The 26,673-nt window shown below is 74.0% G+C and carries 22 protein-coding genes; 10 read left to right on the top strand and 12 right to left on the bottom strand.

Going from position 1 to position 26,673, the window contains the following annotated elements; all coding sequences use genetic code 11:
* Positions 1–5: 5 nt before the first annotated feature.
* From ACZ4NB_RS35825 to ACZ4NB_RS35810, 4 genes are all read right to left on the bottom strand, one after another.
* Positions 6–1,967, bottom strand: a complete 1,962-nt coding sequence (locus ACZ4NB_RS35825) for a bifunctional serine/threonine-protein kinase/transporter substrate-binding domain-containing protein (protein ID WP_467667225.1) — start codon at positions 1,965–1,967, stop codon at positions 6–8.
* Between the two features lie 76 nt (positions 1,968–2,043).
* Positions 2,044–2,199, bottom strand: a complete 156-nt coding sequence (locus ACZ4NB_RS35820; protein ID WP_467667224.1) for a hypothetical protein — start codon at positions 2,197–2,199, stop codon at positions 2,044–2,046.
* 117 nt (positions 2,200–2,316) lie between these two features.
* Positions 2,317–2,748 carry a hypothetical protein gene (locus ACZ4NB_RS35815; protein ID WP_467667223.1) on the bottom strand — a complete coding sequence of 144 codons (432 nt, stop codon included), beginning with the start codon at positions 2,746–2,748 and terminating at the stop codon, positions 2,317–2,319.
* Positions 2,749–2,858: 110 nt separating this feature from the next.
* The gene (locus ACZ4NB_RS35810; protein WP_467667222.1) at positions 2,859–3,227 is read right to left on the bottom strand and encodes a peptidoglycan-binding domain-containing protein; all 369 of its coding nucleotides are present in this window, start codon (positions 3,225–3,227) and stop codon (positions 2,859–2,861) included.
* Positions 3,228–3,445: 218 nt separating this feature from the next.
* Between ACZ4NB_RS35810 and ACZ4NB_RS35805 the strand changes: the two genes are divergently transcribed.
* Both ACZ4NB_RS35805 and ACZ4NB_RS35800 read left to right on the top strand, forming a co-directional pair.
* Positions 3,446–7,216 (top strand): nSTAND1 domain-containing NTPase, encoded by a 3,771-nt coding sequence (locus tag ACZ4NB_RS35805; RefSeq protein WP_467667221.1) that lies wholly within the window; start codon positions 3,446–3,448, stop codon positions 7,214–7,216.
* Positions 7,217–7,479: 263 nt separating this feature from the next.
* Positions 7,480–8,844 carry an MFS transporter gene (locus ACZ4NB_RS35800; protein WP_467667220.1) on the top strand — a complete coding sequence of 455 codons (1,365 nt, stop codon included), beginning with the start codon at positions 7,480–7,482 and terminating at the stop codon, positions 8,842–8,844.
* 75 nt (positions 8,845–8,919) lie between these two features.
* Here ACZ4NB_RS35800 and ACZ4NB_RS35795 read toward each other — a convergent pair whose 3' ends face one another.
* The 3 genes from ACZ4NB_RS35795 to ACZ4NB_RS35785 form a co-directional block, all read right to left on the bottom strand.
* Positions 8,920–9,150 carry a CsbD family protein gene (locus ACZ4NB_RS35795; RefSeq protein WP_467667219.1) on the bottom strand — a complete coding sequence of 77 codons (231 nt, stop codon included), beginning with the start codon at positions 9,148–9,150 and terminating at the stop codon, positions 8,920–8,922.
* A 91-nt stretch (positions 9,151–9,241) separates the two neighbouring features.
* Positions 9,242–11,269, bottom strand: coding sequence for a helix-turn-helix domain-containing protein (locus ACZ4NB_RS35790; RefSeq protein ID WP_467667218.1), 2,028 nt, complete (start codon positions 11,267–11,269; stop codon positions 9,242–9,244).
* Between the two features lie 85 nt (positions 11,270–11,354).
* Positions 11,355–12,203 (bottom strand): 3-hydroxybutyrate dehydrogenase, encoded by an 849-nt coding sequence (locus tag ACZ4NB_RS35785; RefSeq protein WP_467667217.1) that lies wholly within the window; start codon positions 12,201–12,203, stop codon positions 11,355–11,357.
* Between the two features lie 219 nt (positions 12,204–12,422).
* On the opposite strand from ACZ4NB_RS35785, the gene ACZ4NB_RS35780 reads away from it, so the two are divergent.
* Entirely contained in the window at positions 12,423–12,953 is a 531-nt protein-coding gene (locus ACZ4NB_RS35780) for a hypothetical protein (protein ID WP_467667216.1), read from the top strand.
* Between the two features lie 58 nt (positions 12,954–13,011).
* Here ACZ4NB_RS35780 and ACZ4NB_RS35775 read toward each other — a convergent pair whose 3' ends face one another.
* The 3 genes from ACZ4NB_RS35775 to ACZ4NB_RS35765 form a co-directional block, all read right to left on the bottom strand.
* Entirely contained in the window at positions 13,012–13,515 is a 504-nt protein-coding gene (locus tag ACZ4NB_RS35775) for an NUDIX hydrolase (RefSeq protein ID WP_467667215.1), read from the bottom strand.
* A gap of 92 nt (positions 13,516–13,607) precedes the next feature.
* Positions 13,608–14,216, bottom strand: a complete 609-nt coding sequence (locus ACZ4NB_RS35770; protein WP_467667214.1) for a hypothetical protein — start codon at positions 14,214–14,216, stop codon at positions 13,608–13,610.
* Between the two features lie 54 nt (positions 14,217–14,270).
* Complete coding sequence (locus tag ACZ4NB_RS35765; protein ID WP_467667213.1) at positions 14,271–15,074, bottom strand: glutamate racemase; 804 nt, start codon at positions 15,072–15,074, stop codon at positions 14,271–14,273.
* A gap of 123 nt (positions 15,075–15,197) precedes the next feature.
* Here ACZ4NB_RS35765 and ACZ4NB_RS35760 point away from each other — a divergent pair, with 123 nt between their 5' ends.
* On the top strand, positions 15,198–16,337 hold the full coding sequence (locus ACZ4NB_RS35760; protein WP_467667235.1) for a glycosyltransferase: 1,140 nt from the start codon (positions 15,198–15,200) through the stop codon (positions 16,335–16,337).
* A 47-nt stretch (positions 16,338–16,384) separates the two neighbouring features.
* Here ACZ4NB_RS35760 and ACZ4NB_RS35755 read toward each other — a convergent pair whose 3' ends face one another.
* The gene (locus ACZ4NB_RS35755; RefSeq protein ID WP_467667212.1) at positions 16,385–17,767 is read right to left on the bottom strand and encodes a TerD family protein; all 1,383 of its coding nucleotides are present in this window, start codon (positions 17,765–17,767) and stop codon (positions 16,385–16,387) included.
* 247 nt (positions 17,768–18,014) lie between these two features.
* Between ACZ4NB_RS35755 and ACZ4NB_RS35750 the strand changes: the two genes are divergently transcribed.
* The 6 genes from ACZ4NB_RS35750 to ACZ4NB_RS35725 all read left to right on the top strand — a co-directional run bounded on the left by ACZ4NB_RS35750 (position 18,015) and on the right by ACZ4NB_RS35725 (position 24,179).
* Entirely contained in the window at positions 18,015–18,476 is a 462-nt protein-coding gene (locus ACZ4NB_RS35750) for a DUF6643 family protein (protein ID WP_467667211.1), read from the top strand.
* Positions 18,477–18,523: 47 nt separating this feature from the next.
* On the top strand, positions 18,524–19,348 hold the full coding sequence (locus ACZ4NB_RS35745) for an MOSC domain-containing protein (RefSeq protein WP_467667210.1): 825 nt from the start codon (positions 18,524–18,526) through the stop codon (positions 19,346–19,348).
* Positions 19,349–19,493: 145 nt separating this feature from the next.
* Complete coding sequence (locus ACZ4NB_RS35740; protein WP_467667209.1) at positions 19,494–20,384, top strand: MEDS domain-containing protein; 891 nt, start codon at positions 19,494–19,496, stop codon at positions 20,382–20,384.
* Positions 20,378–20,830, top strand: coding sequence for an ATP-binding protein (locus ACZ4NB_RS35735; RefSeq protein WP_467667208.1), 453 nt, complete (start codon positions 20,378–20,380; stop codon positions 20,828–20,830). The genes ACZ4NB_RS35740 and ACZ4NB_RS35735 overlap by 7 nt, the downstream gene beginning before the upstream one ends.
* A gap of 135 nt (positions 20,831–20,965) precedes the next feature.
* Complete coding sequence (locus tag ACZ4NB_RS35730; RefSeq protein ID WP_467667207.1) at positions 20,966–21,568, top strand: Rv1733c family protein; 603 nt, start codon at positions 20,966–20,968, stop codon at positions 21,566–21,568.
* A 178-nt stretch (positions 21,569–21,746) separates the two neighbouring features.
* Positions 21,747–24,179: a right-handed parallel beta-helix repeat-containing protein gene (locus tag ACZ4NB_RS35725; protein ID WP_467667206.1), complete on the top strand. Its 2,433-nt coding sequence runs from the start codon at positions 21,747–21,749 to the stop codon at positions 24,177–24,179.
* Here ACZ4NB_RS35725 and ACZ4NB_RS35720 read toward each other — a convergent pair.
* Positions 24,149–26,587, bottom strand: coding sequence for a hypothetical protein (locus ACZ4NB_RS35720; protein WP_467667205.1), 2,439 nt, complete (start codon positions 26,585–26,587; stop codon positions 24,149–24,151). The genes ACZ4NB_RS35725 and ACZ4NB_RS35720 overlap by 31 nt on opposite strands.
* Positions 26,588–26,673: the final 86 nt, after the last annotated feature.

Here is a 26,673-nt window from a genome sequence, read left to right as displayed (position 1 = left end):
CCCGGCTACCGGCCGCCGTTGATCAGCGCCCGCTCCATCGCGCCGTCCTCGACGTACCACCTCTTGAGGATCTTCCGGTACTCGCCGCTCGCCATGAGGCGGTCCAGGGCCGCCCGGACGGCGTCGCGCAGGGCGGTGTCGGCCTTGGCGACCGCGATGCCGAGGGGAAAGGGCTCCAGCGGTGCGCCGCTGAGTTGGAGCGCGCCGCCGTTCGAGCGGGTCGCCGCGGTGTGGGCCGCGACCGGGAAGTCGTCGAGGCAGGCCGAGGAGCGGCGCTCGGCGACGTCGTCGTAGATCTCGGCAGGTGAGTCGAACGGCCTGATCCTCAGCTTCGCGGGGACCTGCCGGTTCAGCTCGCCCAGGAGGTCATGAGCCAGCGTGCCGCGCTGAACGGCGACCGTCTTGCCGGCCAGGTCCACGGGCTTCTCGATGCCCTCAGGATTGCCCTTGCGGACGACGACGGCGACACCGGAGCTGAAGTAGTCGATCATGTCGACGCCGCCGGTCTTCGCGGCGGCCCCGGTCCCCTGCTGGCGGTCCTTGGTGTCGGTCAGCGCCGACATGACCAGGTCGAAGCGGCCCGCGTGCAGACCGGGGAGGAGGGTGTCGAAGGCGGCGTTCTTGAACGTGCAGCGCACCCCCAGCTCACGGCCGAGGGCCCTTGCGAGATCGGCGTCGAGGCCGGCGACCGTGCCGTCCTCGACGAACTCCATCGGCGGGTAGGCGAGGTCCGAGCCGATGGTGACGATGCCCTTGCCGCGGATCTCCGCCGGCAACTGGGCGGACGGCTTCCGGCTGCTGCCGGGCTTGCCCCCGGTGCTGGTGCCGGGGCTGCCGCCGTCCCCGCCGTCCGCCCGCAGCGTCCAGGCCAGCGCCCCGCCGCCGGCCACCACCCCGACGGCGGACAGCGCGGTGAGCACCCGGCGCCGGCTCGGCCCCGGGGACGCGGGCCGCTCCAGTGGGTGCGTCGGCCGGGCGGGCGGCAAGGGCGCCGGCCCGTCGGCCGCCGTACGGGTCGGCAGCCGGTCGAAGGCGGCGCCGGCGGGCGGCTCGGCCTGCGGCCGCGGTGCGACGGCGTCCCGGGCCCTGGGGTCGCCGAGCCGCGCGGACAGCCGGTGCAGCTGTGCGGCGATCGGCTCCGGCAGCCAGGCGCCGTACGGGCCCGGCGCGCCCACCCGCGCCATGAGCGCCGGCAGCGCGGGCCGCCGCGCCGGCTCCTTCACCAGGCAGTCCGCCGCCAACTCCCGGAGAAACTCCGGTAGTTCGCCGAGCTGCGGCTCCTCGTGCACGGTGCGGTACATGAGGATCTGGGGCTCGGCACTCCCGTACGGGCCGCCGCCGGTCGCCGCGAAGACGATCACCCCGCCGAGCGCGAACACATCCGCCGCGCCGGTGATCTCGGACCCCGTCATGACCAGCTGCTCGGGGGCCATGAACCCCGGGGTGCCCAGGGCGGTGCCGGTCGCCGTCAGGGCGGTGTCCGCGGCGGAGTGCGCGATGCCGAAGTCGATGACGCGGGGGCCGCCCGCGGTGAGCAGGATGTTCGACGGCTTGAGGTCGCGGTGCACCAGGCCGTGCGCATGCACCGCGGTCAGGGCGTGCAGCAGTCCGGCCGTCAGCAGCCGCACGGTGTGCTCGGGCAGCGGTCCGCAGTCGTGCACCGCGGCGGTCAGCGAGACGCCGGGCACATAGTCGGTCGCCATCCAGGGCGTGTCGTCCTGCGGCGCGGCGTCGACCACCGGCGCCACGAACGGTCCGCCCACCCGCCGGGCGGCGGCCACCTCACGGGCGAATCGCGTCCGGAAGCCCTGGTCGTCGGCGAGTTCGGAGCGCGCGGTCTTCACCGCCACCGTCCGCCCGTCCGCCGCGCGGCCGAGGTAGACCCGCCCCATGCCGCCACCACCGAGCACCCCGATGATCCGGAACGGGCCGATCTGCCGCGGATCGTTCTTCGCCAGCGGTCGCAAAACCACCCTCCCCCTGCCGCCAGTTGTGCTCCGCAGTATCCCGCACCCGCCTCATGCGCCCGCCATCGCCCACGCGCTATCGGGCGCGCGCCGTCGAGCCCGCCCGCGCGGGCCGGGACCGCGTACGGAAGGTGTTGCGGTAGGCCGTCGGGGAGACGCCGAGTGCGGCGGCCGGATGCCGGCGCAGTGCGGCGGCGGTGCCGAAACCCGCTTGCGCCGCGATCTGCTCCACCGGCAGGTCGACCGGGTCCGATGACGGCGGGCGGGGGCCGGCGGGGGCCGGATGCCGCCTTCCCAGAAGGCCCCGCGTGTGGGTGGCGGCAGACTCAGCACGTTGCCAGGAGGGTGTTCAGTAGACCTCGATCTGGAGTTCGAGGGCCGGGAAGTGCGGATCCTTGGTGTGCGCAGGGTCGATCTGAACGGTGACCGCGTGGGCTGGTCGGCCCTTGGAGTCTTCGAGGTCGAGCCGTGCGGCGCCGCTGCAGGCACCTTCGTAGAGCATCCGGCGTCGGTCGTACAGCCGACGGCCGGCGGGGGTGTCGCTGTCGGGATCAGCGGCCACCACCTTGAGGTCTTCGGAGACCACGTAATCGACCCGCTCGCCGGTCTTGGGGTTCTTGCAGACGGGAGCGGGCACCTTCACGGTCCTGACCTCGGCAACCGCCGGCGGGTGAGAGGCGAAGGCAGGCAGCCTGTCGTGCGTCTTCAGGGCTGGGTCGTCTCTGTCGCAGGCGGTGAGAGCCACGAGGCCCGCTACGAGGAGGAGCAGGAGCTTGCGCATCGCGAATGTTCCTCTGTGGTGTGCGTGCTCGGCGCCGGACACGCCGTGGCCGGACGCCGGAGTCGGGGATGCGGCCCGGGCCGCACGGGCCCGGGCCGCTGCCTGACGGATCAGGCGTGGCGGAGCTTGGCCCACGTGTTGTCGCCGACCTTGCCGTCTCTGGTCAGCCCGTGGCGCCCCTGGAAGGTCTTCACGGCCTTGTCGGTGTTCGGCCCGAACTTTCCGTCGCTTCCGTCAGGACCGACGGAGATGTCGAAGAACACGGAGAGCAGGCACTGGATCTCCTTGACGTGGTCTCCCCGGTCACCGAGTTCGGCGTACTTCGTCCCGTTGTGCCAGCCGCAGCGGTTCGCGGCCACAGTCGCTGTCACCTGGTCCTGCGCCGGTACGGCCGTAGCGGTCGCGGCAGCCCCGCCGAGGATGCCGGCGGCGAGGAAGCCGGACACGAGCGCCGTCGTGAGCTTCTTACGAGTAAGCACGGTTCTCCTTCTGAGGATCGGTCATGGGTGCCCGTCGGGGCATCCGGGGACGACTAGACCGGCTCGCGGATTTTTCATCACCCCTGTTCCGGGCCCTGAACAATCCCGTGGACGCGGCGGCCGGGGCCCGAGTCGGCGGCTGGTTGGCCGAGACGCCGCTGTTCGCAGCCGTTGGTCGTCCGTAGGTTGAAGACGTAGATCGTCTGGGGGAGGGACGGGTGGGGCGCAGGGAAAAGCCGTTGGATCCGGCCGCGGGACCGGTCCAGTGCTTCGCGTTCGAGCTGCGCAAACTGCGGCAGGAGGCCGGCGGGCTGTCGTACCGGGTGATGGCGGAGCGCGCCCGGTACTCCATCACCGCCCTGTCGCAGGCAGCGGCAGGGGAGAAACTGCCGTCGCTCCCTGTCGTCCTGGCGTATGTGACGGCGTGCGGTGGTGACCCCGCCTCGTGGGAACGGCGCTGGCACGAGGCCGCCCGCGAGGAGGTCGAGCGGCTCGCTCCGGGGCCGGACGAGGCGGAACCGGCGCCCTATCAGGGTCTGGCGCGCTTCGAGCCGACCGACCACGAGCGCTTCTTCGGCCGGAAGCGGCTCGTGGACGAGGTGAGCGAGGTCCTGCGCGGGCACAGGTGCGTCGCCCTCGTCGGGGCCTCCGGAAGCGGCAAATCCTCCCTGTTGCGTGCCGGTCTGATCCCCCGCCTCCAGTGGGCGCAGGATCCCGCCCTGCGCCCGGCGGCACTGCGTGTCCTCACGCCCGGGGAGCGCCCCATGCGCACCCACCGCGAGGTGCTTGCGCCCGTCGCCGGGAACGGCGACACCTGGCTGGTGGTCGACCAGTTCGAGGAGGTCTTCACCCTCTGCCGGGACGCCGGGGAGCGCGCCGAGTTCATCGACCTGCTGCTGACGGCGGACTCCCCGGAGAGCCGACTGCGCGTGGTCCTGGGGATCAGGGCCGACTTCTACGGCAGTTGTCTGGAGCACACCGGGCTGGTTTCGGTGCTGCGCCGGGCCAGTGTGCCGATCGGCCCCATGACGCCTGAAGAGCTGCGGGAAGCCGTCATCAAGCCCGCTGCCGCACGGGGCCTGATCGTGGAACGGGCGTTGACGACCCGGCTCGTCGCGGAGGTGGCCGATGAGCCGGGCGGCCTTCCTCTGCTGTCCCATGCCCTGCTGGAGACCTGGCGCCGACGGCGCGGCCGCACACTGACGATGGGGGCCTACGAGGCCGCCGGAGGTCTGCACGGCGCCATCGCCCAGACCGCGGAGAACCTGTACGCCGAACTCTCGCCGGATCAGCGCGTCGCCGCCCGGAGGATCCTGCTGCGGCTCATCACTCCCGGGAGGGGCGCCCCGGACACGCGGCGCCCGGTGGACCGCTCCGCACTGGGGAGTCCAGGGGTCGATGCCGGCGAGACCGCCCCAGTGCTGGACCGCCTGGCACGAGCACGGCTGATCACGCTCGACGAGGACACCGTCGACCTCGCTCACGAAGCGCTGATCACCGCCTGGCCTCGGCTACGCGGCTGGCTCGACGAAGACCGCGAGCGGCTGCTCCTGCACGACCGGCTCGGACAGGACGCGCGAACCTGGGAGGAGCTGGGGAGGGATTCCGGATCCGTCTACCGGGGCGTCCGTCTGGCGGAGGCCGAGGAGATGTTCGGCTCCGGTGCGGCGGCGGTCGAACTCACCGCGGTGGAGGCCGCGTTCCTGGCCGCCGGTCGCACCGCGCGTACCCGTGAGCGCAAGCGCCGTCGCGGCCTGGCGGCCTCCCTGGCCGTGCTCGTCGTACTGTCCCTGATCGCGAGTGCGGTGGCCTGGCAGCAGAACCGTGCGGGCGGGCAGCGGCAATCGGAGGCCGCGTCCCGGCGGATCGCCTCGCTCGCGCAGAACATGTCCGCCACCGACCCCGTCACGGCGCTGAAGCTCGGTGTCGCCGCCTGGCGCATCAGCCCCACGACAGAGGCCAGGGCGGCGCTGCTGGGGGCGGCGACACAGCGGGAGCAGGGGTCGTTCTCGGTGCCGGGGTCGGGAGACGACGAAGCCCGGCTGATCAGCGGTGACGGCCGGACGCTGGTCAGAATCAGTGACCAGGGACGGTCGCGGGCCTGGGACGTGGTCACACATCGGCGCATCGGCTCCTTCTCCCTGGAGGGGGCCGGGTTCGCCGACCTTTCGCCGGACGGACGGCGGATGCTTGTGGACGCGGACGGCCGGCTGGAGGTGCGGCAGGTGACGGATGGACGACCGGTCGGCCCGCGCATCCACGTGAACGGGGGCGCAGGGCGCTTCGAGAACGGGGGCACAGGGTTCTTCACTCCGAGCGGACGCCTCCTCGCTCTCCACGACCCGGGCCTCCGGCTGTGGGACATCCAGCGGCGGCGCACCGTATTCCTGCGGCCCGACGTCGACCGGGGGCAGTCGGCCGTCAGCGCCGACGACCGACTGGTGGCCTTCTGCCCCGAGGCCGGGGCGCTGGAGATCTGGGACATCAGGGCTCACCGGCGGCTTCCGGCCCTCCCCGCAGCGGCCCGGCAGGCCGCCTGCCGCGCCGAGGAATCCCTTGAGGAAGAGGTGCTCTTCGATCCGACCAGCCGCCACCTCGTAGTCGCCGACGGCGCGGGAGTCAGGAGATGGGACCTGGCGTCGCGGCGTGAACTTCCCGCCCTCCACTGGTCAGGACTGCAGACCTTCTCCTTCAGCCCCGACGGCGGATTCCTGGTCGCCGCCGTCGCCCAGGAGATCGTGCTGTGGCGCCTCTCCGACCCCGACCGCCCCGTCTTCCGCCACCGGCTGGCAACTCCGAACGTCAGCGCCATACATGCCGATCCACGATCCGGAGCGATCCGCTACCTGGCGGGGTTCGAGACGGCAGCGGTCCAGACCCTGTCGGCGGGCCGCTCGTTCGCGCCCGGCTGGCGGCAACAGGGCAGTGTGGCGGCTGTGTTCAGTGCGGACGGCAGCACCGTTGCCACCATGAGGAGACGGGGTCGCACGGCCCGCTTCACGGTGCGGTCGACGCGGGACGGCGGAGCGGTCGTCGACCTGCCGCCGTACGACTGCCGCTTCGCGCGCGACCCTGGAGACCCGCCTCGTGAGTGCGTGCCCCTGATGGCCTTCAGTCCGGACGGCCGGCGATTCGCCTACGGCACAGGCGTTCAGGAAAACGATGCCGTGACGGCGGGACCGGGCTCGATCACCCTGTGGGACGTGCGACGACGCACCCGCACGACCTCGTTCGACCTCACCACCGAGGAGGACGCGGCGCCGGTCGACGAGATCGCCTTCACCGCCGACAGCCGCTCCCTCCTCGCCTACCGCGATCGATCGGACAAGCTGGACACCTGGGACCTGAAGAGCGGCAAGCGCCTTCGGCAGTGGGCGGCGGAGGGCTCCTTCACGAGCCGCAGCAAGACGTTCTTCACGCGCGGCGGGATGGCGGTGCGTCCCGACGGCAGATTCCTCGCCACCGCCTACAGCGCCCACTTCCCCCTTCCCAATGGCCGTCCGGCGATGCGCAGCCTGACTCTGGAAGCGCCCACCGCCCTCACCTACAGCCGTGACGGTGAACACCTCGCTGTCGGCGAGGTCACCGGACGGGTCACCGTCTGGAACCGCGACGCCACCCGCCGCCTCGCCGTGCTCCCGTTGGACTCCGCCGCGCCCGACGACGCGACCATCACCGCCCTGGCCTACTCGCCGGACGGCACCATCCTGGCGACGGCGAACAGGGCCGGCGCGGTGCGGCTGTGGGACGCGGCCTCCAGCCGTCCCCTGGGCGGAGCCCTGCCCACTCCCGGCGACCCGATTCGCGCCCTCGCCTTCGGCGCGGACGGCACGACCCTGCTCGTCGCCGGCCGGAACGTCCCCCTCCAGACGTACCCGGTCGATCCGGAGCGGATCGCCGCAGAGGTGTGCCGACGCGCGCAGGGAGGTCTGAGCGATACCGAGTGGGCCACGTACATCCCGGAGCTCGCCTACCGGTCGCAGTGCTGATCCGTCCGCAGAACCGCCTGCCGCACTCGGCAGCGTCCGGCTGGTGGCGTGCCCGCAGTGGCGCCGAGGAGGCGAGCCGGCACCGAACCAGCGCGGCAGCCGGCACCACTCCGGCACAGCACCCCACCAGCACCACAGGTGGTGCCCGCTCACACCCCCCGCAGCCCAACTGTGGCGCTGCTCCACATACTCCGCTGACCTGCGTGTTTCTACGGTGTGGCGAGACGAGTTCGTCCCCTGCACGCTGCCCGGAAGTGGTGCCCATGGCCGTCTCTGCGACCGCTCCCCCACCGACCGCGAACCTGCGGCGCATCGTCGTCGCCAGTCTCATCGGCACCACCGTCGAGTGGTACGACTTCTTTCTCTACGGATCGGCCGCCGCGCTGGTCTTCAACAAGCTCTTCTTCCCCGGCTCCGATCCCCTCGTCGGGACCTTGCTGTCGTTTCTGACGTACGCGGTCGGGTTCGCCGCCCGGCCCCTTGGGGCGCTGGTCTTCGGGCACTACGGGGACCGGCTGGGCCGTAAGCGGCTGCTGGTGCTGAGCCTTGTGATGATGGGCGGTGCGACCTTCGCGATCGGGCTGCTGCCGACGCATGCCGCGGTCGGCACGGCGGCGCCGGTGCTGCTGACCGCGCTGCGGCTGGTCCAGGGGTTCGCGCTGGGCGGTGAGTGGGGCGGCGCGGTGCTGCTGGTGTCGGAGCACGGCGACGCCCGGCGGCGTGGGTTCTGGGCTTCCTGGCCCCAAACGGGCGCGCCCGCAGGGCAGTTGCTGGCCACCGGCGTGCTGTCGCTGATGACGGCGCTGCTGCCGGAGGCGGCGTTCGTGGCCTGGGGGTGGCGGGTGCCGTTCCTGCTCTCGGGCGTGCTGGTCGTCGTCGGACTGTGGATGCGGATGTCGGTGGACGAATCGCCCGTCTTCCAGGCGGCGTTGCGCAGCGCCGAGGCCCGGCGGGCGCAGGGCGCGGCGGTGGAGAGGACGCCGCTGGTCGCGGTGCTGAGGCACCACTGGCGCGATGTGCTGATCGCGATGGGCGCGCGGATGGCCGAGAACATCTCGTACTACGTCGTCACGGCGTTCGTGCTGGTCTACGCGACGGCGCACACCGGGCTAGGACCGCAGACCGCGCTGAACGCGGTGCTGCTCGCCTCGGCGCTGCACTTCGCCGTCATCCCCGCCTGGGGCGCGCTGTCGGACCGGATCGGGCGCCGTCCGGTCTATCTGCTGGGCGCGGCCGGCGTCGCCGTATGGGCGTTTCCCTTCTTCGCGCTGGTGGACTCCGGGCGGTTCGGGCCGCTGCTGCTCGCGGTGAGCGTCGGGCTGGTCTTCCACGGTGCGATGTACGCGCCGCAGGCGGCGTTCTTCGCGGAGATGTTCGCGACCCGGATGCGGTATTCGGGTGCCTCGATCGGCGCCCAGTTCGCGTCGGTGGCGGCCGGGGCGCCCGCCCCGCTGATCGCCACGGCGCTGCTCGCCGACTTCGGCGGCCCGACGCCGATCGCCCTGTACGTCATCGGCGCCGCGCTGCTGACGCTGATCGCGGTGGGCGCGGCGCGGGAGACCCGTCACCGGGATCTCGCGGCGGTGGAGGGGGCGGCGAGCAGGTCCGCGCAGGCGGCGAAGGGCTGATGTGCGGCGGGGGCGTGACGGGCCGTGGGACGCTCCGGGAGACGGGCAGCGGGCCCGCCACGCCCCCGCCGGACGTCAGGACCTGCCGCCCTTGGTGTCGCCCTTGGACCGCAGGGAGTCCTTCGCGCCCCGGATGGCCTCCTCGGCCTCCCCCATGGCGCTTCTGGCCTTGCCCTTGACCTGGTCGGTGCGGCCCTCGGCCTTCAGCCGCTCGTCGTCAATGGCCTGGCCCGCCTTCTCCTTGGCCTGGCCGACCCGCTCCTTGGCCTTGCCCTTCATCTTGTCCCTGGCGCCTTTGTCCGGCATATCCAACTCCTTGTGTGTCGGGGGAAGGAGCGAAAGCTCCGGGTCCACGCTGCCTCAGGCCATGCGGGCCCGCACCCGGAGCCGCCTCCCGCTACTCCTCCGTATCGCGCGCCATGGCCCCCGAGAGCTGGTGCAACCGCAGCGCCAGCTGGATCTCCAGGGCGCGCGCCGGGGTCTGCCAGTCGGGTCCCAGCAGCCGGCTGACCCGTTCCAGGCGCTGGGCGACGGTGTTCACATGGACGTGCAGCTCGTCCTTGGTGCGGGCCGGGCTCATCCCGCAGGCGAAGTAGGCGCCCAGGGTGCGCAGCAGCTCCGTACCGCGGCGGGCGTCGTAGTCGGCGACGGTACCGAGCGTGCGGTGGACGAAGCCGTCCACATCGCGGGTGTCGGCGAGCAGCAGGCCGAGGAAGCCGAAGTCGGCGGCGGCCGCGCCCTGTCCGGCCCGGCCCAGCACGCACAGCGCCTCCCGGCAGCGCCGGGCCTCGGCGTAGGCGTCCGCGACGGCCGCGGGCCGGGCGGCGGGGGCCGGCACCGGGGCCGAGGCGCCGACCGTGACGGGGGCGTGCAGCGCGGCGCGGAGCCGGGTGGCGATCCGGCGGGCGGTGTGCGCCGGATCGCCGTCCGGTCCGAGCGGCAGCAGCAGGACGGCGCCGCCGTCCCGTACGGCGGCCAGGCCGCGGCGGGTGGCGGCCAGGTGGGCGGCGGCCGACCACAGGCGCCGGCGGTCGGCGCCGGCGGGGTGCGGCGGGTCCGCGCAGCCGGACGCCGGCGCATCGGCCATCCGCGCCGCCAGGACCACATGGGGCGCGTCGAGGTCGGCGCCGACGCGGGCGGCGCGTTCGCGCAGCAGGCGGGGGTCGCGCCCGGCGGCGTCCAGGAGGTCGTCCAGCAGCTCGCCGCGCACCCGCGCCTCGGCCTCGCCGGCGGTCCGGCGGGCGAGCAGGAGCAGGGAGGTGACCATGGCGGCCCGTTCCAGGGTCCGCTGGTCGACGGGGTCGAGCGTCGGGTGGCCGCGCAGGACCAGGGCGCCCAGTACCTCGCCGCCCGCCCACACCGCGGCGACCCAATCTCCCCCACTCTCGGCTTCGCTCGACCGGGAGGTACCCCCATCGTCCCGTACGGCGTGGCCGTCGGCGCGGGAGCGGTCCAGGGCGGCGGCCGGCGCCCGCTCGGGATCGATGAACTCCACCTCGCCGTCCAGCACTTCGGCCACCGCGTCCGCGACGTCCCGCACCCCGCCGCCGCGCAGCACCAGTTCGGTCAGCCGGTCGTGGATGCCCGAGGCCCGCTCGATGACCGCGCTGCGGTCGCGGATGATCTCGTTGGCGGCCTCCAGGCCGGTGAGCGCCTTACGGGTCTCGGCGAGGAGGTTGGCGGTGTCGATGGCGACGGCCGCGTGCGCCGCGTGGGCGGCCAGCAGCGCGATCTGGCCCGGTTCGAAGACCCGCTCTCGGCGGTCGGCGGCGAACAGCACGCCGATGACGCCGCTGCCGAGCATCAGCGGCACCCCGAGGATCGCCACCAGCCCCTCGTCGCGGACGCCGGAGTCGATGGCCCGGGTGTGCCGGAACCGCTCGTCGTGGAAGTAGCTGTCGGTGACGTACGGGCGGGCGGTCTGCGCGACGAGCCCTCCCAGGCCCTCGCCCATGCCGAGCCGCAGCTGCTGGAACCGCGCGGAGACCGAGCCGTCGGTGACCCGCATATAGGTGTCGCCGGCCGACGGGTCGTTGAGGGTGAGGTAGGCGACCTCGGTGCCCAGGAGGGAGCGGGCCCGGCGGACGATGGCGCGCAGTACGGCGTCCAGGTCGCGCAGCCCGGCCAGGTCGTGCGCGGTGGCGTAGAGCGCGGACAGCTCGGCCTCGCGCCGCCGGCGGTCCTCCAACTCGGTCCGTACCCGCAGCGCGAGGAGCTTGGCCCGCTCCAGTGCGGCGAGCCGGCCGGCGGGCGCGCCCTCGGCGCGGGCCCGCAGCACCGGGCGCTCGTAGTCCTCGGCGGCGGCCCCGGTGGCGAGCAGGCCGAGAAAGCCCAGGTCGCCGGGTGAGGAGTCCTCGGCCCGGTCGTGGGCGGGGGTGTCGGCGGAGTCGGTGCCGGGCGCGGGCGTCGGCTGGTCGTCGGGCATGGTCACAGGGATACCTTCGGGTCGTCGCCGCGCGCCAGGGTCCGGCCGCCCGCGCATCGGCCGCGAGGCGCGCGGAGCGGAGCGCTCAGTGCGCCGTCCAACCGCCGTCCAGGACCAGCGAGGTACCCGTCATGAAGGACGCCTGCGGGGTGCAGAGGTAGGCGACGGCCTCGGCGACCTCCTCCGGTTCGAGCAGCCGCTTGAGGGCTGCGTCCGCGAGCAGGATGTCGGCCAGTACGCGCTCCTCGGGGATGCCGTGTGCCGCGGCCTGGTCGGCGAGCTGGCGCTCGACGAGGGGGGTGCGGACGTATCCGGGGTTGACGCAGTTGCTGGTGACGCCGTGCGGGGCGCCCTCCAGGGCGGCGGTCTTCGACAGGCCCTCCAGGCCGTGCTTGGCGGCCACGTAGGCGGACTTGAAGGGCGAGGCCCGCAGCCCGTGCACGGAGGAGATGTTGACGACGCGGCCCCAGCCCTGCTCGTACATATGGGGCAGCGCGCCGCGCAGCAGCCGGAAGGGGGCCTCCAGCATGACGGTCAGCACCTCGTGGAAGACCTCGGGCGGGAAGGTCTCGATGGGGCGGACGAGCTGCATACCGGCGTTGTTGACCAGCAGGTCGACGCCCGCCGCGGCCCGCTCGGCGGCGTCCAGGTCGGTGAGGTCCAGGGGGCGGGGTTCGATACCGCCGCGGGCGCCGTCCGGGAGCGCCGCGGCAAGCCCGGCCAGGCCGGCCGCGTCCCGGTCGACGGCGCGCACCGTGGCGCCGGCCGCCGCCAGCCGCAGCGCGCAGGCGCGTCCGATGCCGCCGGCCGCGCCGGTCACGAGGGCGGTGCGGCCGTCGAGTTCGAGGGATACCGGCCCCGGGATGCGTGGCGCGCCCGGGGCACCCGGGATTCCTGGCGTGCCTGGGGTTCCTGGGGCACCGATCATGGTCATGCCCGCACCCTAGGCAGCGCGACGGCCGGCACCGATGTGCCACGGCACCACACTTCGGGGGCCGGGTGTGGCGGCTGGGCACGCCCGCCGTGCCACCATGCCCCGCCCCGGGCGCAGTTCACCCGAACGGCCGTCCCGGATCGCCCCGCCCCCGCGGGGCTCCTAGCGTCGTACGACGCAACGTGCCGTCCGTGCACCGCCGCCACGAGGGAGTCCGACATGCGCAGGCTCATCGCCCTGCCGACCGTGCTGTTCGCCCTGGCCGCCGCGGGGTGCGCGGACGCACAGGACGGCGGGGCGAGCACCGCCCTGCCGTCGTCCGCCGGTACGGGAGCGGGGCCGGGCCCGGACGACCCCGGCGTCCCCTCCCCCGCCGTCCCCGGGCAGCCGGTCAGCTGCGGCACGATCAAGGACGCGCTGGGCACGGCGGGCGATGTCGCGCTGTACGCCGACCCCGGCGCCGGCGGCACGGTGGGCTGCGGCGAGGCCCGCGACGTGATGAAGGAGTTCCTGCTGCGGGCGCCGCGGGAGGGCGACAGCGACCAGGGCGCGCTCGCCGTACGCGGCTGGCTCTGCCAGTACGAGAGCGGCCCCACCGGCACCTGGATCACCAGCTGCCGCAAGGACCGGCGCGAGATGCACACCGAGGAGCCGGCCGGTCTGCCGGACTCACCGGGCTCGTCCCAGCTGCCCACGCTCCCCGAAGAGCCGTCGGACCCGTTGGAGGAGCCGTCGACGGAGGAGCTCTAGGGGGCAGGCTGGCCCTGATCCACCGGCCAGGCGGGCCCTGGGCCGGAGGGGCCGGGGCCTACGCCGGGAAGTGCCGTCCCTCCGGCTCCTCCCCCATCCCGTGGAACCAGGTCGGCCCGGCCTCCACCGCCCGCTTGATGCGGGTGAGCGCGTACTCCTGCAGTTCCGGCAGGGCGTCCAGCGCGAACCAGCCCACTTCCAGCGACTCGTCGTCGTTGACCTGTGCCCGGCCGCCGATCGCGCGGCAGCGCAGCGTCACGTCCATGAACTGGCAGACGTCCCCGTTGGGGTAGTGCGTGGGAGGCATGGTCTCGACGAGGACCACCTGTTCGGCGACGACCCGCACCGCGGTCTCCTCGTAGACCTCGCGCACCGCGGTCTCGGCGGGCTGCTCGCCCGGTTCGGGGATACCGCCGATCACCGACCAGCCGCCGGTGTCGGCCCGCCTGCCCAGCAGGACACGGCCCTCGTCGTCGAAGACGACCGCGCTCACCCCGGGCAGCCACAGCAGCTGTCGGCCGATGGAGTTCCGCAGGTCACGGATGAAGTCGGGCGTTGGCATGCTTCGACCCTACGGGACGTGGCCGGCGGGCGGGCCCGCGGAAGGCCCCCGGGCACGGGGCGAAGGTCCCGGCCGCGCGTGGCGCCCGGTGCTCAGGCGCCCGCCGGGGTCCCGTTGCGCGGGGAGAGCCGGCGGCGGACGGCGCGGACGGCGCCCTCGGCGTCGTCGACGGTGATGGTGAAGGTGCGCCCGTCACCGAGCTTGAGCACCAGCCCCTCGCCGCGGCGCACGACCACGGCCGTGCCCTGATCGGGGCGCCAGCGGTAGCCCCAGCCGCCCCAGTGGCGGGGGGTGACCTGCGGGTCGAAGTCGGCGTCGACGACCGTGTCGAGGGGGATCCTGCGGCGCGGCACCCCTATGTGGCCGCACCGCACTTCCAGGCAGTCCTTGTCGACGCGTACAGCCACATGGACGAAGGCGAGGGTGCCGAAGAGCACCAGCAGGCCGGCCGCCACACAGCCGACCACCGACATCACCAGGGGCGCCAGACCCGTGGTCCAGCTGCTGTCGACGGCGAGCTCGATGCCCAGCGCGAGACACGCCGCGCCCATCGCGGCCAGGAGCCACTGGACGCGGTTGGTGGCGCTGCCGTGCCAGACCTCGGGGATCTCGGCATGGGAGCCGCCGAGGCGCGGTGCGGCTCCGCCGGCACCGCCGTTGTCGCCGGGGGCTGCTGCCCCCTCGTGGGGGTGGTCCCTCATGAGACGCAGCGTACGCGTCTTCACACGCTGTGGCAGCGCGTCGGACGGGGGCGGTCAGCCGCTCAGCACGCCGGCGGTGTCCGTACGGCTCCCCGCGAGCAGCCGGCCCTCGGCGTAGGCGAGCGCCACGGGCGGCAGTCCGGCCGGACGGCCGCTGAGGAGCACGCTGAGGCCGCCGGTCGGGGCGGCCGCGGGCGCCGGTTCGGCGCCGGCGCGGCGCAGCGCCTGGGCGGCGACGGCCTCGGCCGATCCGTGCAGGACGAGTGCGGGGGCACCGGGCTGCTGGAGGGCGGCGCGGATCCGGTCGCCGACCAGCTCGTAGTGGGTGCAGCCCAGGACGACGGCCCGTACGTCCCGCGGGGTGCGCTGCGCGGCGGCCGCGATGGCGGCGTCGATGGCGGCCTCGTCGGCGGCCTCGACCGCGTCGGCGAGCCCCGGGCAGGGCACTTCGGCGACGGCCACGCCGTGCGCGAAGCGCTCGATCAGGTCCCGCTGGTAGGGGCTGCCGGTGGTGGCGGGGGTGGCCCAGATGGCGACGGGGCCGCCGCCGGCCGCGGCGGGCTTGATGGCCGGGACCGTGCCGATGACCGGGATGGCGGGCTCCAGCTCGGCCCGCAGGACGGGCAGGGCGTGGACGGAGGCGGTGTTGCAGGCGACGATCAGCGCGTCGGGGCGGTGCGCGGCGGCGGCGCGGGCCACCGCCAGGGCGTGCTCGGCGACGTCGTCGGGGGTGCGCGGACCCCAGGGCATGCCGTCGGGGTCGGAGGAGAGGACCAGATCCGCGTCCGGCCGCAGTCGGCGTACGGCGGCCGCCGCCGCGAGCAGCCCGGTCCCGGAGTCCATCAGCGCGATCTTCACCCGGACACTTTACCGGTCCGGCCGTCCCACTTGTCATACCGGCCGGGGCGTCCGGTGGGGACACGGCGGCCGACAAGCCGGGCCGTCGCCGCGGTGGTGCGGCAGACTGCGCGCGTGGGAGCGATGGGCTGGATCGGTGCCGGGTCGTTGGCGGCCTGGGCGTGGCTACTGCTGGGGCAGGGCTTCTTCTGGCGTACCGATATGCGGTTGCCGGACCGCCGGGATCCCGGGCGCTGGCCGTCGGTCGCGGTGGTGGTCCCGGCGCGGGACGAGGCCGCGGTGCTGCCGGAGAGCCTGCCCTCGCTGCTGGGGCAGAAGTATCCGGGCCGGGCGGAGGTGTTCCTGGTCGACGACGGCAGTACCGACGGCACGGGCGCGCTCGCCCGTGAGCTGGCCGACGCGCGGGGCGGGCTGCCGCTGACGGTGGCCTCGCCCGGTGAGCCCGAGCCGGGGTGGACGGGCAAGCTGTGGGCGCTGCGGCACGGGATCGCGCTGGCCCGGGAGCGGATGGCGCCGGAGTATCTGCTGCTGACCGACGCGGATATCGCGCACGGCCCGGAGAGCCTGCGGGAGTTGGTGGCGGCGGCCCGGTCGGCGCGGCTGGATCTGGTGTCGCAGATGGCCCGGCTGCGGGTGGTGACGTTCTGGGAGCGGCTGATCGTGCCGGCGTTCGTGTACTTCTTCGGGCAGCTCTACCCGTTCCGCTGGGTGAACCGGCCCGGGGCGCGGACCGCGGCGGCGGCCGGCGGCTGTGTGCTGCTGCGGCGGGAGGCCGCGGAGCGGGCCGGTGTCCCGGAGGCGATCCGGGGTGCGGTGATCGACGATGTGACGCTGGCGCGGGCGGTGCAGCGCGGCGGCGGCACGATCTGGCTGGGGCTGGCCGACCATGTGGACAGCGTGCGGCCGTATCCGCGGCTGGCCGAGCTGTGGCGGATGGTCTCCCGCAGCGCGTACGCCCAGCTGCGGCATCAGCCGCTGCTGCTGCTCGGCACGGCCCTCGGCCTCGCGCTGGTGTATCTGGCGCCGCCGCTCGCGCTGGCGGCCGGGCTGGCCGGCGGCGGCCCGGCGGTCGCGGCGCTGGGCGGCGCGGCCTGGGCGGTGATGTGCGGGACGTATCTGCCGATGCTGCGCTACTACGGGCAGCCGGTCTGGGCGGCGCCGCTGCTGCCGTTCACCGCGCTGCTGTATCTGCTGATGACGGTGGACTCGGCGGTGCAGCACTACCGGGGGCGCGGCGCGGCCTGGAAGGGGCGGACGTACTGACACCGGCACCCGGGGCCGGCCCCCAGGGCCGCCCCCGGGTGCCGGTGTCACTTGCTGGCCGGGGACCAGTCCAGGCCCCAGCCGTAGGCGTGGTCCACGGTGCGCTGCGGGCTGATGCCGGGCTCGGGGACGAGGTAGCGGGCCTCGCGCTGGACGACGAGTTCGCCGCCGGTGTTGGTGATCAGGGCCAGCGCGCAGACGTTGGAGGGCACCGTGCAGGCGTCCAGCGTGAACTCGACGGGGGCCCCGTACTGGGGCTGGAGGGTGACCGTGGCGCTGAGCCCCTCGAAGCTGCGGGCCCCGGCGTAGACGGTGACGAAGATCAGGATGCGCTTGATGCGCGCCTGGTGGTCGAGGTTGATGGTGAGGTTCTCGCCGGCCGCGACCGCGCCGGTGCGGTCGTCGCCGTCGAGCTGGATGTACGGCGGCGCGTGCAGGGTGCCGAAGTTGTTGCCGAGCGGGTGGACCACTCCGGCGGCGCCGTCGGTGAGTTCGTACAGCGCGCACAGGTCGAGGTCCAGTTCGCCGGACGAGGGCAGCAGCGCGCCGCGGGCGCCCATGGCCTGCATCGCCTTGCGGCCGAGTTTCTTGGTCAGCCGCTTGCCCGCGCCGCCGCTGCTCCAGTTGAGGTTCACCCGCATCGCCCCCGAGGTGCCGCCCTGCTTCGTCAATGAAACGGCGGGGGCATCCTTCGTGAGGGTGACTTTTGTCAGACGAACCGGAGGGGGCGCGGAAGCCGGCGCGGGCTGCCCCGGCGGGGGCGGAATTGACGCCGCCGGTTGACCCGCCGGCAACGGGGGCGCAGGAGGCGCCACAGGAGGCGCAGGGGCCGCCATCGGGGGCGCGGGAGCTGTGGCGGGCGCCGAGGCGGGGGCCGGGGCGGGCGCCGGGGCCTGCGGCGGCGCGGGCTCCTCGACGCTGATGCCGAAGTCGGTGGCGAGGCCCGCGAGTCCGGTGTCGTAGCCCTGTCCCACCGCGCGGAACTTCCAGCCGCCCTGCCGCCGGTAGAGCTCCCCGAGCACGAAGGCGCTCTCCGTGGTGGCGTCCCGGCTGTCGAAGCGGGCGATCTCGGCGCCGCTCGCCGCGTCCAGCACCCGGATGTGCAGCCCGGGGACGCTCCCGAAGGCGCCGCCGTCGGCGGAGGCCGCCAGCACCACCTTGTCGACGGCGGGTTCCACGGCGGCCAGGGCGACGGTGAGGGTGTCGGTCATCGCGCCGCCGGCCGGGCGCTTGCCCTCGTGGCGCACGGCGCCGGAGGCGTGCGCGGCCTGGTTGTAGAAGACGAAGTCGCCGTCGTCGCGGACCTTTCCGGACACCAGCAGCAGCGCGGAGGCGTCCACGTCCGGCACCCCGGGGGCGGCCTGCCAGCCCAGTTCGACCCGGACCGCCTGGGCCGGGACCGGGACGTTGCCGCCCTTGAGCATCGACATCGCTTGCGCCTTCCTCTCGTCCGCCGTGCCCCGTCAGTGGTGGCACTCCCAACCTACTTGGCCCGAACCGCTCCGAACGTCGCCTGTTCACCCGCGAGAAGCGAGGTCTTTACACGATCCCTACGGGCGATCGCGACCGATTTTCCCAAGTTCGCTCGCATTGGCGATCCATGGCCTCTCCGAACACGTAAAACAACCCTCTTTCCAGACTCCCCAATCAGCACATCGTGGGCTTAACTTATGAGGCATGACCTCCCCCCGCTCTACCTATGGCGGCGGCTACTACGCTTCGCCTTCCTTCCCGGACACTCCGATCTACGACAGCCTCGTCGCAGAGCGGGGCACACCCCAGATCGCCCCGATCCGGGTGAACCCCTCCCCTTATGACACGGGTTCGTCCTATTTGCCGGCGCTGCCCTCGGCACTTCCGGCACTCCCGGCCGCCCCCTCCCACCCCTCGCCGAGCCAGGGGTACCCGGGCGCCGCCGCACAGCCGGTCGCACCGCTGCAGCACGCCCCGGCGCCGTACATCCCCCAGCAGGCGGGCGTCCGCGGTGGCTACCAGGCCCCGCAGCAGCCGCAGCCCCAGCGCCCGGCACCGGGCATGGGCACGGGGTATGAGGCGATGCGGCCCGCCGCTCCGGTCGCGCCCCGCCCGGCCGCCCCGTACGACGATCCGTACGGCCGGCAGTATCCGCGGGGGTACTGACCTGGGCGATCGGTCAACTGTCCGAGGCGGCTGGCAGGATGGCACCCATGCCGAAGCTTGCGCTGCAATCCATCCATATCTATCCGGCCAAGTCCCTGGCGGGATCCGACCCCGGCGAGGCGGTCGTGGAGCCGTGGGGGCTCGCCGGGGACCGACGCTGGATGCTGGTGGACGCCGAGCGCAGGATGATCACCCAACGGCAGCAGCCGAGGTTGGCCTTGGCGCGCGCCGAGGGGGCGCCGGGCGGTGCCCTCAGGCTCACCGCCCCCGGCATGGCGGCGCTGACGGTCGAGCCGCCAGGGTGCGGGGAGACCGTCTCGGTGGAGGTCTGGAAGGACGAGGTGGAGGCGGTACCCGCGGGCGAGGCGGCGGCCGAATGGTTCCGCGGGTATCTGGGCGTCGAGTGCCGGCTGGTGCATCTCGACGCCCCGGAGAAGCGCCGGCCGATCCACCCCGAGTACTGCGAGCCCGGTGAGACGGTCAGTTTCGCCGACGGCTTTCCCCTGCTGCTGACGACCGCCTCGTCGCTGGACGCCCTCAACTCGCTCATCGCGCAGGGCGACCACCCCGACGAGGGCCCCCTGCCCATGAACCGTTTCCGGCCCAATGTGGTGGTGGACGGCACGGCCCCCTGGGCCGAGGACGACTGGCGGCGGGTCCGTATCGGCGAGGTGGTCTTCCAGGTGGCCAAGCCTTGCGCGCGCTGTGTGGTCACGACCACCGACCAGCGCACCGCCGAGCGCGGCAAGGAACCGCTGCGGACCCTCGCCCGCCGTCGCCGCTTCGGAGACCGGCTGGTCTTCGGCCAGAATCTGATTCCCCGCGGGGCCGGCACGATCCGTATCGGCGACCCGTTCGAGATACTCGACTGACGGGCCGGCGCGGCCCCGCACCGTGGCCGCGCCACGGGCGCTCGCGACGGCTGCCGGACCACTACGGCCCGGTGGCGGTAGGCCGCGGCGGGCGCCAGGCGCTGCCGAACGGGCCGGGGGGACGGGAGAGCAGGACCGCGTGACGATGCCTGCGAGGGACACCGGGAGCGACCATCTGATCCCTGTCCAGCATCTGCGGCCCGGAGACCACGCCTTTGTGAGTTACGGCAACGACGAGGTGCGCTGGGAGGTCGTCACGGCATTCGTCCGGCTCGGGCTGGCCCGCGGCGAGAAGGTGCTGGTCCTGCCCTGCCCCGGGGTGCCCGAGGAGGAGGTGCTGGCCAGGATCGACTTCCCCAGCCGCAGCACCGTCCGGGCGCGCGCCCGCGGCCAGTTGGTGGTCGACAGCATGCGCGGGATGATCGCGCCGGACACCGCGTTCACCGCCGCGCGGCAGATGGGCCGGCTCTACGCCGAGACCGACCGGGCCACGGCCGAGGGCTATACGGGCCTTCGGGCGTTCATCGACATGGGCTGGGTGGCCGCCCTCGGCGCGGACGTCGAGACGATGATGCGCCGCGAGACGGGCGCGCAGGCGCTCTTCAGCTGCCGCCCGTACACCGAGATCTGCGCCTACGACCGCCGCGGGTTCGACCGCGAGGTCGTCGCGGCCATGGAACGGGCGCACCCGCGCGCGCTGCTGGAGCGCCTGGGCGCGCTGCGGTCGGTGCGCGACCCGGACGGCGCACTGCGCTTCATCGGGGAGGCGGACGCCGCGAATCAGGACGCCTTCGGCAGGGCGCTGCAGCTCGCGCTGGCGCACACGGCGCCGGCCCGGCGGCTGACCGTGGATCTGACCCGGCTGCACTTCCTGTCGGTGGGCTGCGCCGTCCGCCTGCTGATGCTGGCCCGCGGCGCCGTGGGCCATGAACTGATCGAGGTGCGCTGCCACCGCGGGCAGCGCCGGATGCTGCGGCGGCTGGGCAGCGGAACGGTGCCGCTGCTGGTGCTGACGGAGGTGGTGCATCCGTGGTGAACCCCGATCCGGCGGGCCCGGCCGAGGACCCGGCCGAGGAGTCCGGCCGCCGGTTGCTCCAACGGCGCTTCACCGCCCGGCTGCTGCCCCAGGTGCGGCTGCTGGTGGAGGAGTGCGCCGCCCGGGAGGGTCTGTGCGAGCCGAAGCGGGGCGAGTTCGTGCTGGCCGTGGACGAGATCGCGGGCAACGCCGTGGAGCATGCGGGCGGTTCGGGGCGGCTGGTGCTGCGGCGGCTCGGCGATGAGCTGGAGTGCCGGATCAGCGACACGGGCCCCGGGTTCAGCGAGGCGGTGATCCCCGAGCTGCTGCCGGGCCTGGACGGTGCGACGAAGGGGCGCGGGCTGTGGCTGGCGCGCTTGGTGGCGGACCGGTTCGAGGTCGCCGGGGCGGCGCCGGACAGCGGCCTGACGGGCGCGACGGTGACGCTGGCGGTACGGCTGCGCTGAGCGCCTGGGCCCCGGGCTCCCGCTCCATGGTGCGGAAAGCCGATTCCGATACGGCGTGATGTGCCTCTCTCTTGGCAGAACTCTCGCCTGGAGCACCCCCGATGCGGTATTTACCAACACGGAGAGGGGGCGACGATGCGAGCGATGCGAGGCGTATGGCGCTGGCGGCGCAATCCGCTGCGGCGTCGGACCGACCGGATCGAGGCATGGCTGGCGCTCGCCGCCGCCCTCCTGATCGTCTTCGGGGCACCCGCCGCCGGCTGGCTCATCGGCCGCGCGGCGCACGGCGCGCTGCTGGAGTCCGTACGGGTGCAGTATCAGCAGCGCCATCTGGTGTGGGCCACGGTCGACCGGCTGGTCTCCCGGGCTCCGCTCGACCCCGATCCGGAGACCTCCTCGCAGCGCGATGCCCACCTCCGGGTGATCGCCCGCTGGACGGCCGTGGACGGCAGCGCCCTCACCGGGCAGCTGGCCGCACCGCGTCCGGTGGAGCCCGGCGAGCGGTTCCGCATCTGGACCGACGACCGGGGCCGGGTGATGCCCCGGCCGATGGACGTCGGCACGGCCGGTACGCACGCGGTGCTGGCCGGTCTGGGCAGCGCGGCCGCCGCCGGTGGACTGATCGAGGGCGGCCGGCGCCTGGTCGTCGGGCAGCTGATGGCGCGTCGCTTCCGCCGCTGGGACGCGGAGTGGGAGCGCGCGGGCCAGGACTGGGGCCGGGCCGACGCGGGGAGTTGAGCCGCCCGGCCCCTCGCGGCTGACCAGGTGCTGACCGTGTCAACTGGCGCCCCCCGGGCGCGCTACGGTGGGGGCGCCAGCCTCTCGGCTGGGGCCCGCAGTACCCGAATGCGGACATCCGCGTACGGATGGTTGCCGGGCCGACATCAGCCGCACGAGGTGGGGGCACGACAGCGCCATGGCACAGGGCTCGGTCCAGGTGACGCACTCCGGAACATCGCGGTGGCGGCGCCGCACAGGGGAGTACAGCTCGCTCGCCGCCGCCCTGGAGGCCGCCGGGGACGGTGATGTGCTGACCGTCCCGGCCGGCACGTACCGGGAGAACCTGGTGCTGCTGCGCGCGGTGACACTGCGGGGCCCGGACGGCTCGCGCGGTTCGGTGCGGATCGCCCCGGCCGACGGGGTGGCGCTGACCATACGGGCCTCGGCGGCCGTGCACGATCTGCATCTGGAGGCGACGGACTCGGCCGCGCCCGCGCTGCTGGTGGAGGACGGCGCGCCGGAGCTGACCGGCCTGCGGGTGGTGACCCGGTCCGCGTCCGGCATCGAGGTGCGCGGCGGGGCCCGCCCGACGGTGCGCCGCTGCACGGTCGACAACGCGGGCGGGGTGGGCATCAGCGTCCTGGAAGGGGCCGGCGGCCTCTTCGAGGAGTGCGAGGTGGTGGCCGCCGGGCAGGCCGGCGTGGCGGTACGCGGCGGGGCCCATCCCCGGCTGGAGAACTGCCGGATCCACCACGCCTCGGGCGCCGGGCTGTCGGTCAACGGCGAGGGCAGCGCGGTCGAGGCGGTGGGCTGCGAGCTGTACGAGATCAAGGGCGCGGGGATCCAGGTGGCCGCGCGGGCCACCGGCCACCTCACGGACTGCACGGTGCACCGGACCTCCGCCGACGGCGTCACCCTGGACACCGACGCGGTCCTCACACTGGCGGACTGCGATATCCACGACATCCCGGAGAACGCGGTCGATCTGCGGTCCCGTTCGGTGCTGACGCTGACCCGCAGCACGGTGCGGCACTTCGGGCGCAACGGCCTGTCCGTATGGGACCCGGGCACCCGGGTCGACGCCAACCAGTGCGAGATCCACGACAGCACCGGCGACTACCCGGCGGTGTGGGTCAGCGACGGCGCCACCGCCGTACTGGACTCGACCCGGGTGCACGACGTGCCGGACGCGCTGTTCGTACTGGACCGGGGCTCGCGCGCCGATGTCGTCGACTGCGATATCGCGCAGGTCCGCAACACCGCGGTGTCGGTGAGCGACGGGGCGACCGTCCAGCTGGACGACTGCCGGATCCGGGAGGCGGCGACCGGTGCGTGGTTCCGCGACCACGGCAGCGGCGGCACGCTCGCCAACTGCACCATCGACGGTGCGCAGACCGGCGTGATCGTCACCAAGGGCGCGGACCCCACCATCGAGGGCTGCACGGTCAGCGGACCGGCCGAGGCCGGGTTCTATGTCTCGGCCGAGGGCCGCGGCACGTTCCACGGCTGCCGGGTCACCGGGAGTTCCGGCTTCGGCTTCCATGTGATCGACGGCTGCCGTACGACGCTGACCCGGTGCCGTACGGAGCGCTGTGCGCGCGGCGGCTACGAGTTCGCCGAGGGCGGCGCCGGGCAGGGGGACGGGCCCACGGTCCAGGACTGCACCAGCGACGAGAGCCGTGCGGTGCCGCCGCCGGCCGCCACGACGGTGCCGCCCGCCGCGGCGCAGGCGACCCAGACGGCCGGGCTGCTGGGCAGCGTTCCGGCGCAGAGCCCGCCGCCGGCCGCCACGGCGGCGGCCGAACCGGTCGTCAGCGGCCGGCCGTCCGACGAGGTGCTGGGCGAACTCGACACCCTCGTGGGGCTGGAGAGCGTCAAGCGCGAGGTCCGCAGCCTGATCAACATGATCGAGGTGGGGCGCCGGCGCCAGGAGGCCGGTCTGAAGGCCGCGTCGGTGCGCCGCCATCTGGTGTTCACCGGCTCCCCCGGCACCGGCAAGACCACCGTGGCCCGGCTCTACGGCGAGATCCTGGCGTCGCTGGGGGTGCTGGAGCGCGGCCACCTGGTCGAGGTGTCGCGGGTGGACCTGGTGGGCGAGCACATCGGCTCGACGGCCATCCGTACCCAGGAGGCGTTCGACCGGGCGCGCGGCGGGGTGCTGTTCATCGACGAGGCGTACGCCCTCTCGCCCGAGGACTCCGGACGGGACTTCGGCAAGGAGGCAATCGACACCCTCGTGAAGCTGATGGAGGACCACCGGGACGCGGTGGTGGTGATCGTGGCGGGGTACACCGCCGAGATGGAGCGCTTCCTGGCGGTCAACCCCGGTGTGGCGTCGCGTTTCTCACGGACCATCACCTTCGGCGACTACGCCCCCGAGGAGCTGCTGCGGATCGTCGAGCAGCAGGGCGAGGAGCATGAGTACCGCCTCGCCGAGGGGGCCGGTGAGGCACTGCTGAAGTACTTCACCGTGCTCCCCAAGGGCCCCTCCTTCGGCAACGGCCGCACCGCGCGGCAGACGTTCGAGGCGATGGTCGAGCGGCACGCGGGCCGGGTGGCGCAGCTGTCCGACCCGAGCACCGACGACCTGACCCTGCTCTACGCGGACGATCTGCCCGAACTCTCCTGAGTCGGGCGGTCGTCCGCCTCCTCGCCGGCCGGCCGCTGGCACGGCACGTCCGGGTCGAGCCGGGCGATCAGCTCGGCGCGGACCGTGTCGAAGACCGGGTCGCTCTGGTAGTCGCCGTGGCCCAGTATCTGGGCGGGCAGCGGGTTGCGCAGCGTGCGGCCGAAGGCGAGCGGGTCGCGCAGCGGCCCCTGGTCGACCCGGCGGCCGTCCTCGCAGGTGAGCTGGATCGGCCCGCCGATGGGGTCGGTAAAGCGCCACAGGTTGCGCCAGTCGTCCATCTCGCGGTGCAGTCCGGTGAGCGCGGGCGGCCCGAAGAAGGCCGGGAACCAGCGCCCGTAGAGGCGCTCCAGGGGGCTGCCGTACGTCAGCAGGGCGACCCGGCTGCGGGTGACCAGGTCCAGCTGCCAGACTGCGGCGGCCGCCAGCACACTGCCCTGCGAGTGCCCGGAGATCACCAGACGGCCGTTGAACCGCTCGGTCCAGGTGGCCATCCGCCAGGTGAGGTCCGGGACGGCGCGCTCGGCGTAGCAGGGCGGTGCGAAGGGGTGGGCGGCGCGCGGCCAGAACGTGCCGACGTCCCAGAGGATGCCGATGGTGCGGCGGGCGGAGTGGTCACGGTAGGCGCGCCGGCCCATGGCGATCAGGAGTATCACGCCGGCGCTCATCAGCCAGGAGCCGAGGGACTCCGCGGTCTGGGCGGCGGCGTGCACGACGGGCGGCGCGTCGGCGGTGGCGGGGCCGGGCGCCCGGTCGGTGAGCCAGGCACCGGCCACCGCACCGGCTCCCAGGACGAGGGTGACCGCGGCGGTGGCGGCCACCAGGACGGGCGCCGCGTCGGTGAGCCCGGCGCGGGCGATGGTGCCGGCGATCCGCTTCGTACGGCGCTCGTCGGGGCGCTCCCGGGGGTCGTAGAGCCCGGGGACGTCCTTGACGACCCGCCCGCGGACGACGACCACACGGATGGCGGCGAGGACGGCGACGACCGCGAACACCACCAGCAGCGCGGGGATGGCCGACGCCTGCCAGGACAGCAGGACCGGCGGGCCGGGGATGGGGGCGTGCACCTGGCCGGGTGTGGCGCCGCCGTCCATCCAGTCGGCGAAGCGCTGGGCCACGCCCCCGGACAGCACACCGGCGACCGCGCAGGCCAGCAGGGCGACGGCGGGCCCGCCCATGCCGCGTAGGGCGGTGCGGGCGTCGTCGCGGGCGGCGCGCTGCAGCACCCAGGCGGACACCGCCAGCGCCAGGACCAGCAGACCCTGGAAGACCGCGATACCGCCGAACGCGGCGGCGCCGGGCAGGGGGCCGTGGCTGCGGGCTCCGGGGCGCGCCCAGCCGGTGTGCACGGCGATCAGCGCCAGCACGGCGAGCGCGACGTAGGGCAGGGCCCGTACGACCAGGCGGTCGGATTCGTCGTCCGGCGCGGCCTCGCTGCGGGCGGTGCGCCACACGATGACGAGGGTGACCGCGGCGAGCAGGATGACCGCGGCGGTCAGCGCCCGGCCGGTGACCGCGAGGGCGGTCTCGCCGCCGGCCCGTGCGTCCGCCTTGGCGCCGGCGCCGAGCAGCACCGCGGCGATGGTCAGCACGCCGGCCGTGGTGTGCGCGGAGCGCAGCCGGGCGACCAGTCGGCGGCCGTACCAGAAGCCCTCCAGGCTGAGCGCGGTCCGTTCGGTGTGCGGGGTGTAGCGGGAGCTGCCGGGCCGCCGGGGCGGCGGCGAGGCGGACTCGTAGGCGCTCCAGGTGCGGTGCGAGAGCCACCACAGGAAGCCGACGACGAGCAGCGGCACCGCGGAGGCGAGCGCGAGCCGGCGGCCGGGGGCGCTCCACCAGCCGTGGTTGTCGGGGCTGAGGAAGCCCAGCCAGGATTTGCCGGCGACGCAGACGGTGGTGCCGGCGCACTGCCAGGCAGTGAGGTCGAGGGCGACCTCGCAGGCCGCGGCGGCGAGCAGCACCGTGAGGGTGAGCGCGAGGAGGCGCACCAGGAGGTCGTAGATCCGCTGTGCCCGGTGGTCGGCCGGGGCGGCCGGGCGCATCCAGTGGGCGAGGTTGGCGACCATGAAGGGCACCAGGATCAGCCACAGGGCGCGGGCGCCGTTGCCGGAGGTGAGATTGGACCAGCAGTACGCCTCGCGGACCGGCTCGTCGCGATAGTCCCCGGGTCGCCGCTCGGCGTCCGCGTCCTCCGTACGGCGGTAGCAGGCGGCGGTGTCGTCCCCGGTGATCAGCTGCACCCGTGGGTCGCCGAGCATCTCCTGCGCGGTGGTGCCGCCGACGCCGTGCACCAGCAGCTCCAGTGAGAGCTGGGGTGCGTCGGGTGGTGGGCCATCTCCCGTCGCGGCCGGATCCGTTGAGCGGGCATGCGGTGTCGGTTCCGCGCTCTGCACTGTCTGTCCCCCGTTGTCCATATGGCACCGTGCGGTGCGGTGCCTCAAGGATTCTCCCCCGCCGGCAGGAGCGCAGCCACCCGTTCTGGACACCGGGACGCCGCGCG

Source organism: Streptomyces sp. NPDC026575 (assembly GCF_055567415.1).
The sequence above is the reverse complement of the archived record's forward strand: the minus strand, read 5'-3'. Positions and strand labels throughout refer to the sequence as shown.

Bases quoted from the DNA above. Each gene is read 5' to 3' on its own strand.
- ACZ4NB_RS35815 (WP_467667223.1), bottom strand. From the start codon at position 2,748: ATGCGCAAGCTCCTGCTCCTCCTCGTAGCGGGCCTCGTGGCTCTCACC.
- ACZ4NB_RS35800 (WP_467667220.1), top strand. From the start codon at position 7,480: ATGGCCGTCTCTGCGACCGCTCCCCCACCGACCGCGAACCTGCGGCGC.
- ACZ4NB_RS35795 (WP_467667219.1), bottom strand. From the start codon at position 9,150: ATGCCGGACAAAGGCGCCAGGGACAAGATGAAGGGCAAGGCCAAGGAG.
- ACZ4NB_RS35790 (WP_467667218.1), bottom strand. From the start codon at position 11,269: ATGCCCGACGACCAGCCGACGCCCGCGCCCGGCACCGACTCCGCCGAC.
- ACZ4NB_RS35785 (WP_467667217.1), bottom strand. From the start codon at position 12,203: ATGACCATGATCGGTGCCCCAGGAACCCCAGGCACGCCAGGAATCCCG.
- ACZ4NB_RS35780 (WP_467667216.1), top strand. From the start codon at position 12,423: ATGCGCAGGCTCATCGCCCTGCCGACCGTGCTGTTCGCCCTGGCCGCC.
- ACZ4NB_RS35775 (WP_467667215.1), bottom strand. From the start codon at position 13,515: ATGCCAACGCCCGACTTCATCCGTGACCTGCGGAACTCCATCGGCCGA.
- ACZ4NB_RS35770 (WP_467667214.1), bottom strand. From the start codon at position 14,216: ATGAGGGACCACCCCCACGAGGGGGCAGCAGCCCCCGGCGACAACGGC.
- ACZ4NB_RS35760 (WP_467667235.1), top strand. From the start codon at position 15,198: ATGGGCTGGATCGGTGCCGGGTCGTTGGCGGCCTGGGCGTGGCTACTG.
- ACZ4NB_RS35755 (WP_467667212.1), bottom strand. From the start codon at position 17,767: ATGTCGATGCTCAAGGGCGGCAACGTCCCGGTCCCGGCCCAGGCGGTC.
- ACZ4NB_RS35750 (WP_467667211.1), top strand. From the start codon at position 18,015: ATGACCTCCCCCCGCTCTACCTATGGCGGCGGCTACTACGCTTCGCCT.
- ACZ4NB_RS35745 (WP_467667210.1), top strand. From the start codon at position 18,524: ATGCCGAAGCTTGCGCTGCAATCCATCCATATCTATCCGGCCAAGTCC.
- ACZ4NB_RS35740 (WP_467667209.1), top strand. From the start codon at position 19,494: ATGCCTGCGAGGGACACCGGGAGCGACCATCTGATCCCTGTCCAGCAT.
- ACZ4NB_RS35730 (WP_467667207.1), top strand. From the start codon at position 20,966: ATGCGAGCGATGCGAGGCGTATGGCGCTGGCGGCGCAATCCGCTGCGG.
- ACZ4NB_RS35725 (WP_467667206.1), top strand. From the start codon at position 21,747: ATGGCACAGGGCTCGGTCCAGGTGACGCACTCCGGAACATCGCGGTGG.
- ACZ4NB_RS35720 (WP_467667205.1), bottom strand. From the start codon at position 26,587: ATGGACAACGGGGGACAGACAGTGCAGAGCGCGGAACCGACACCGCAT.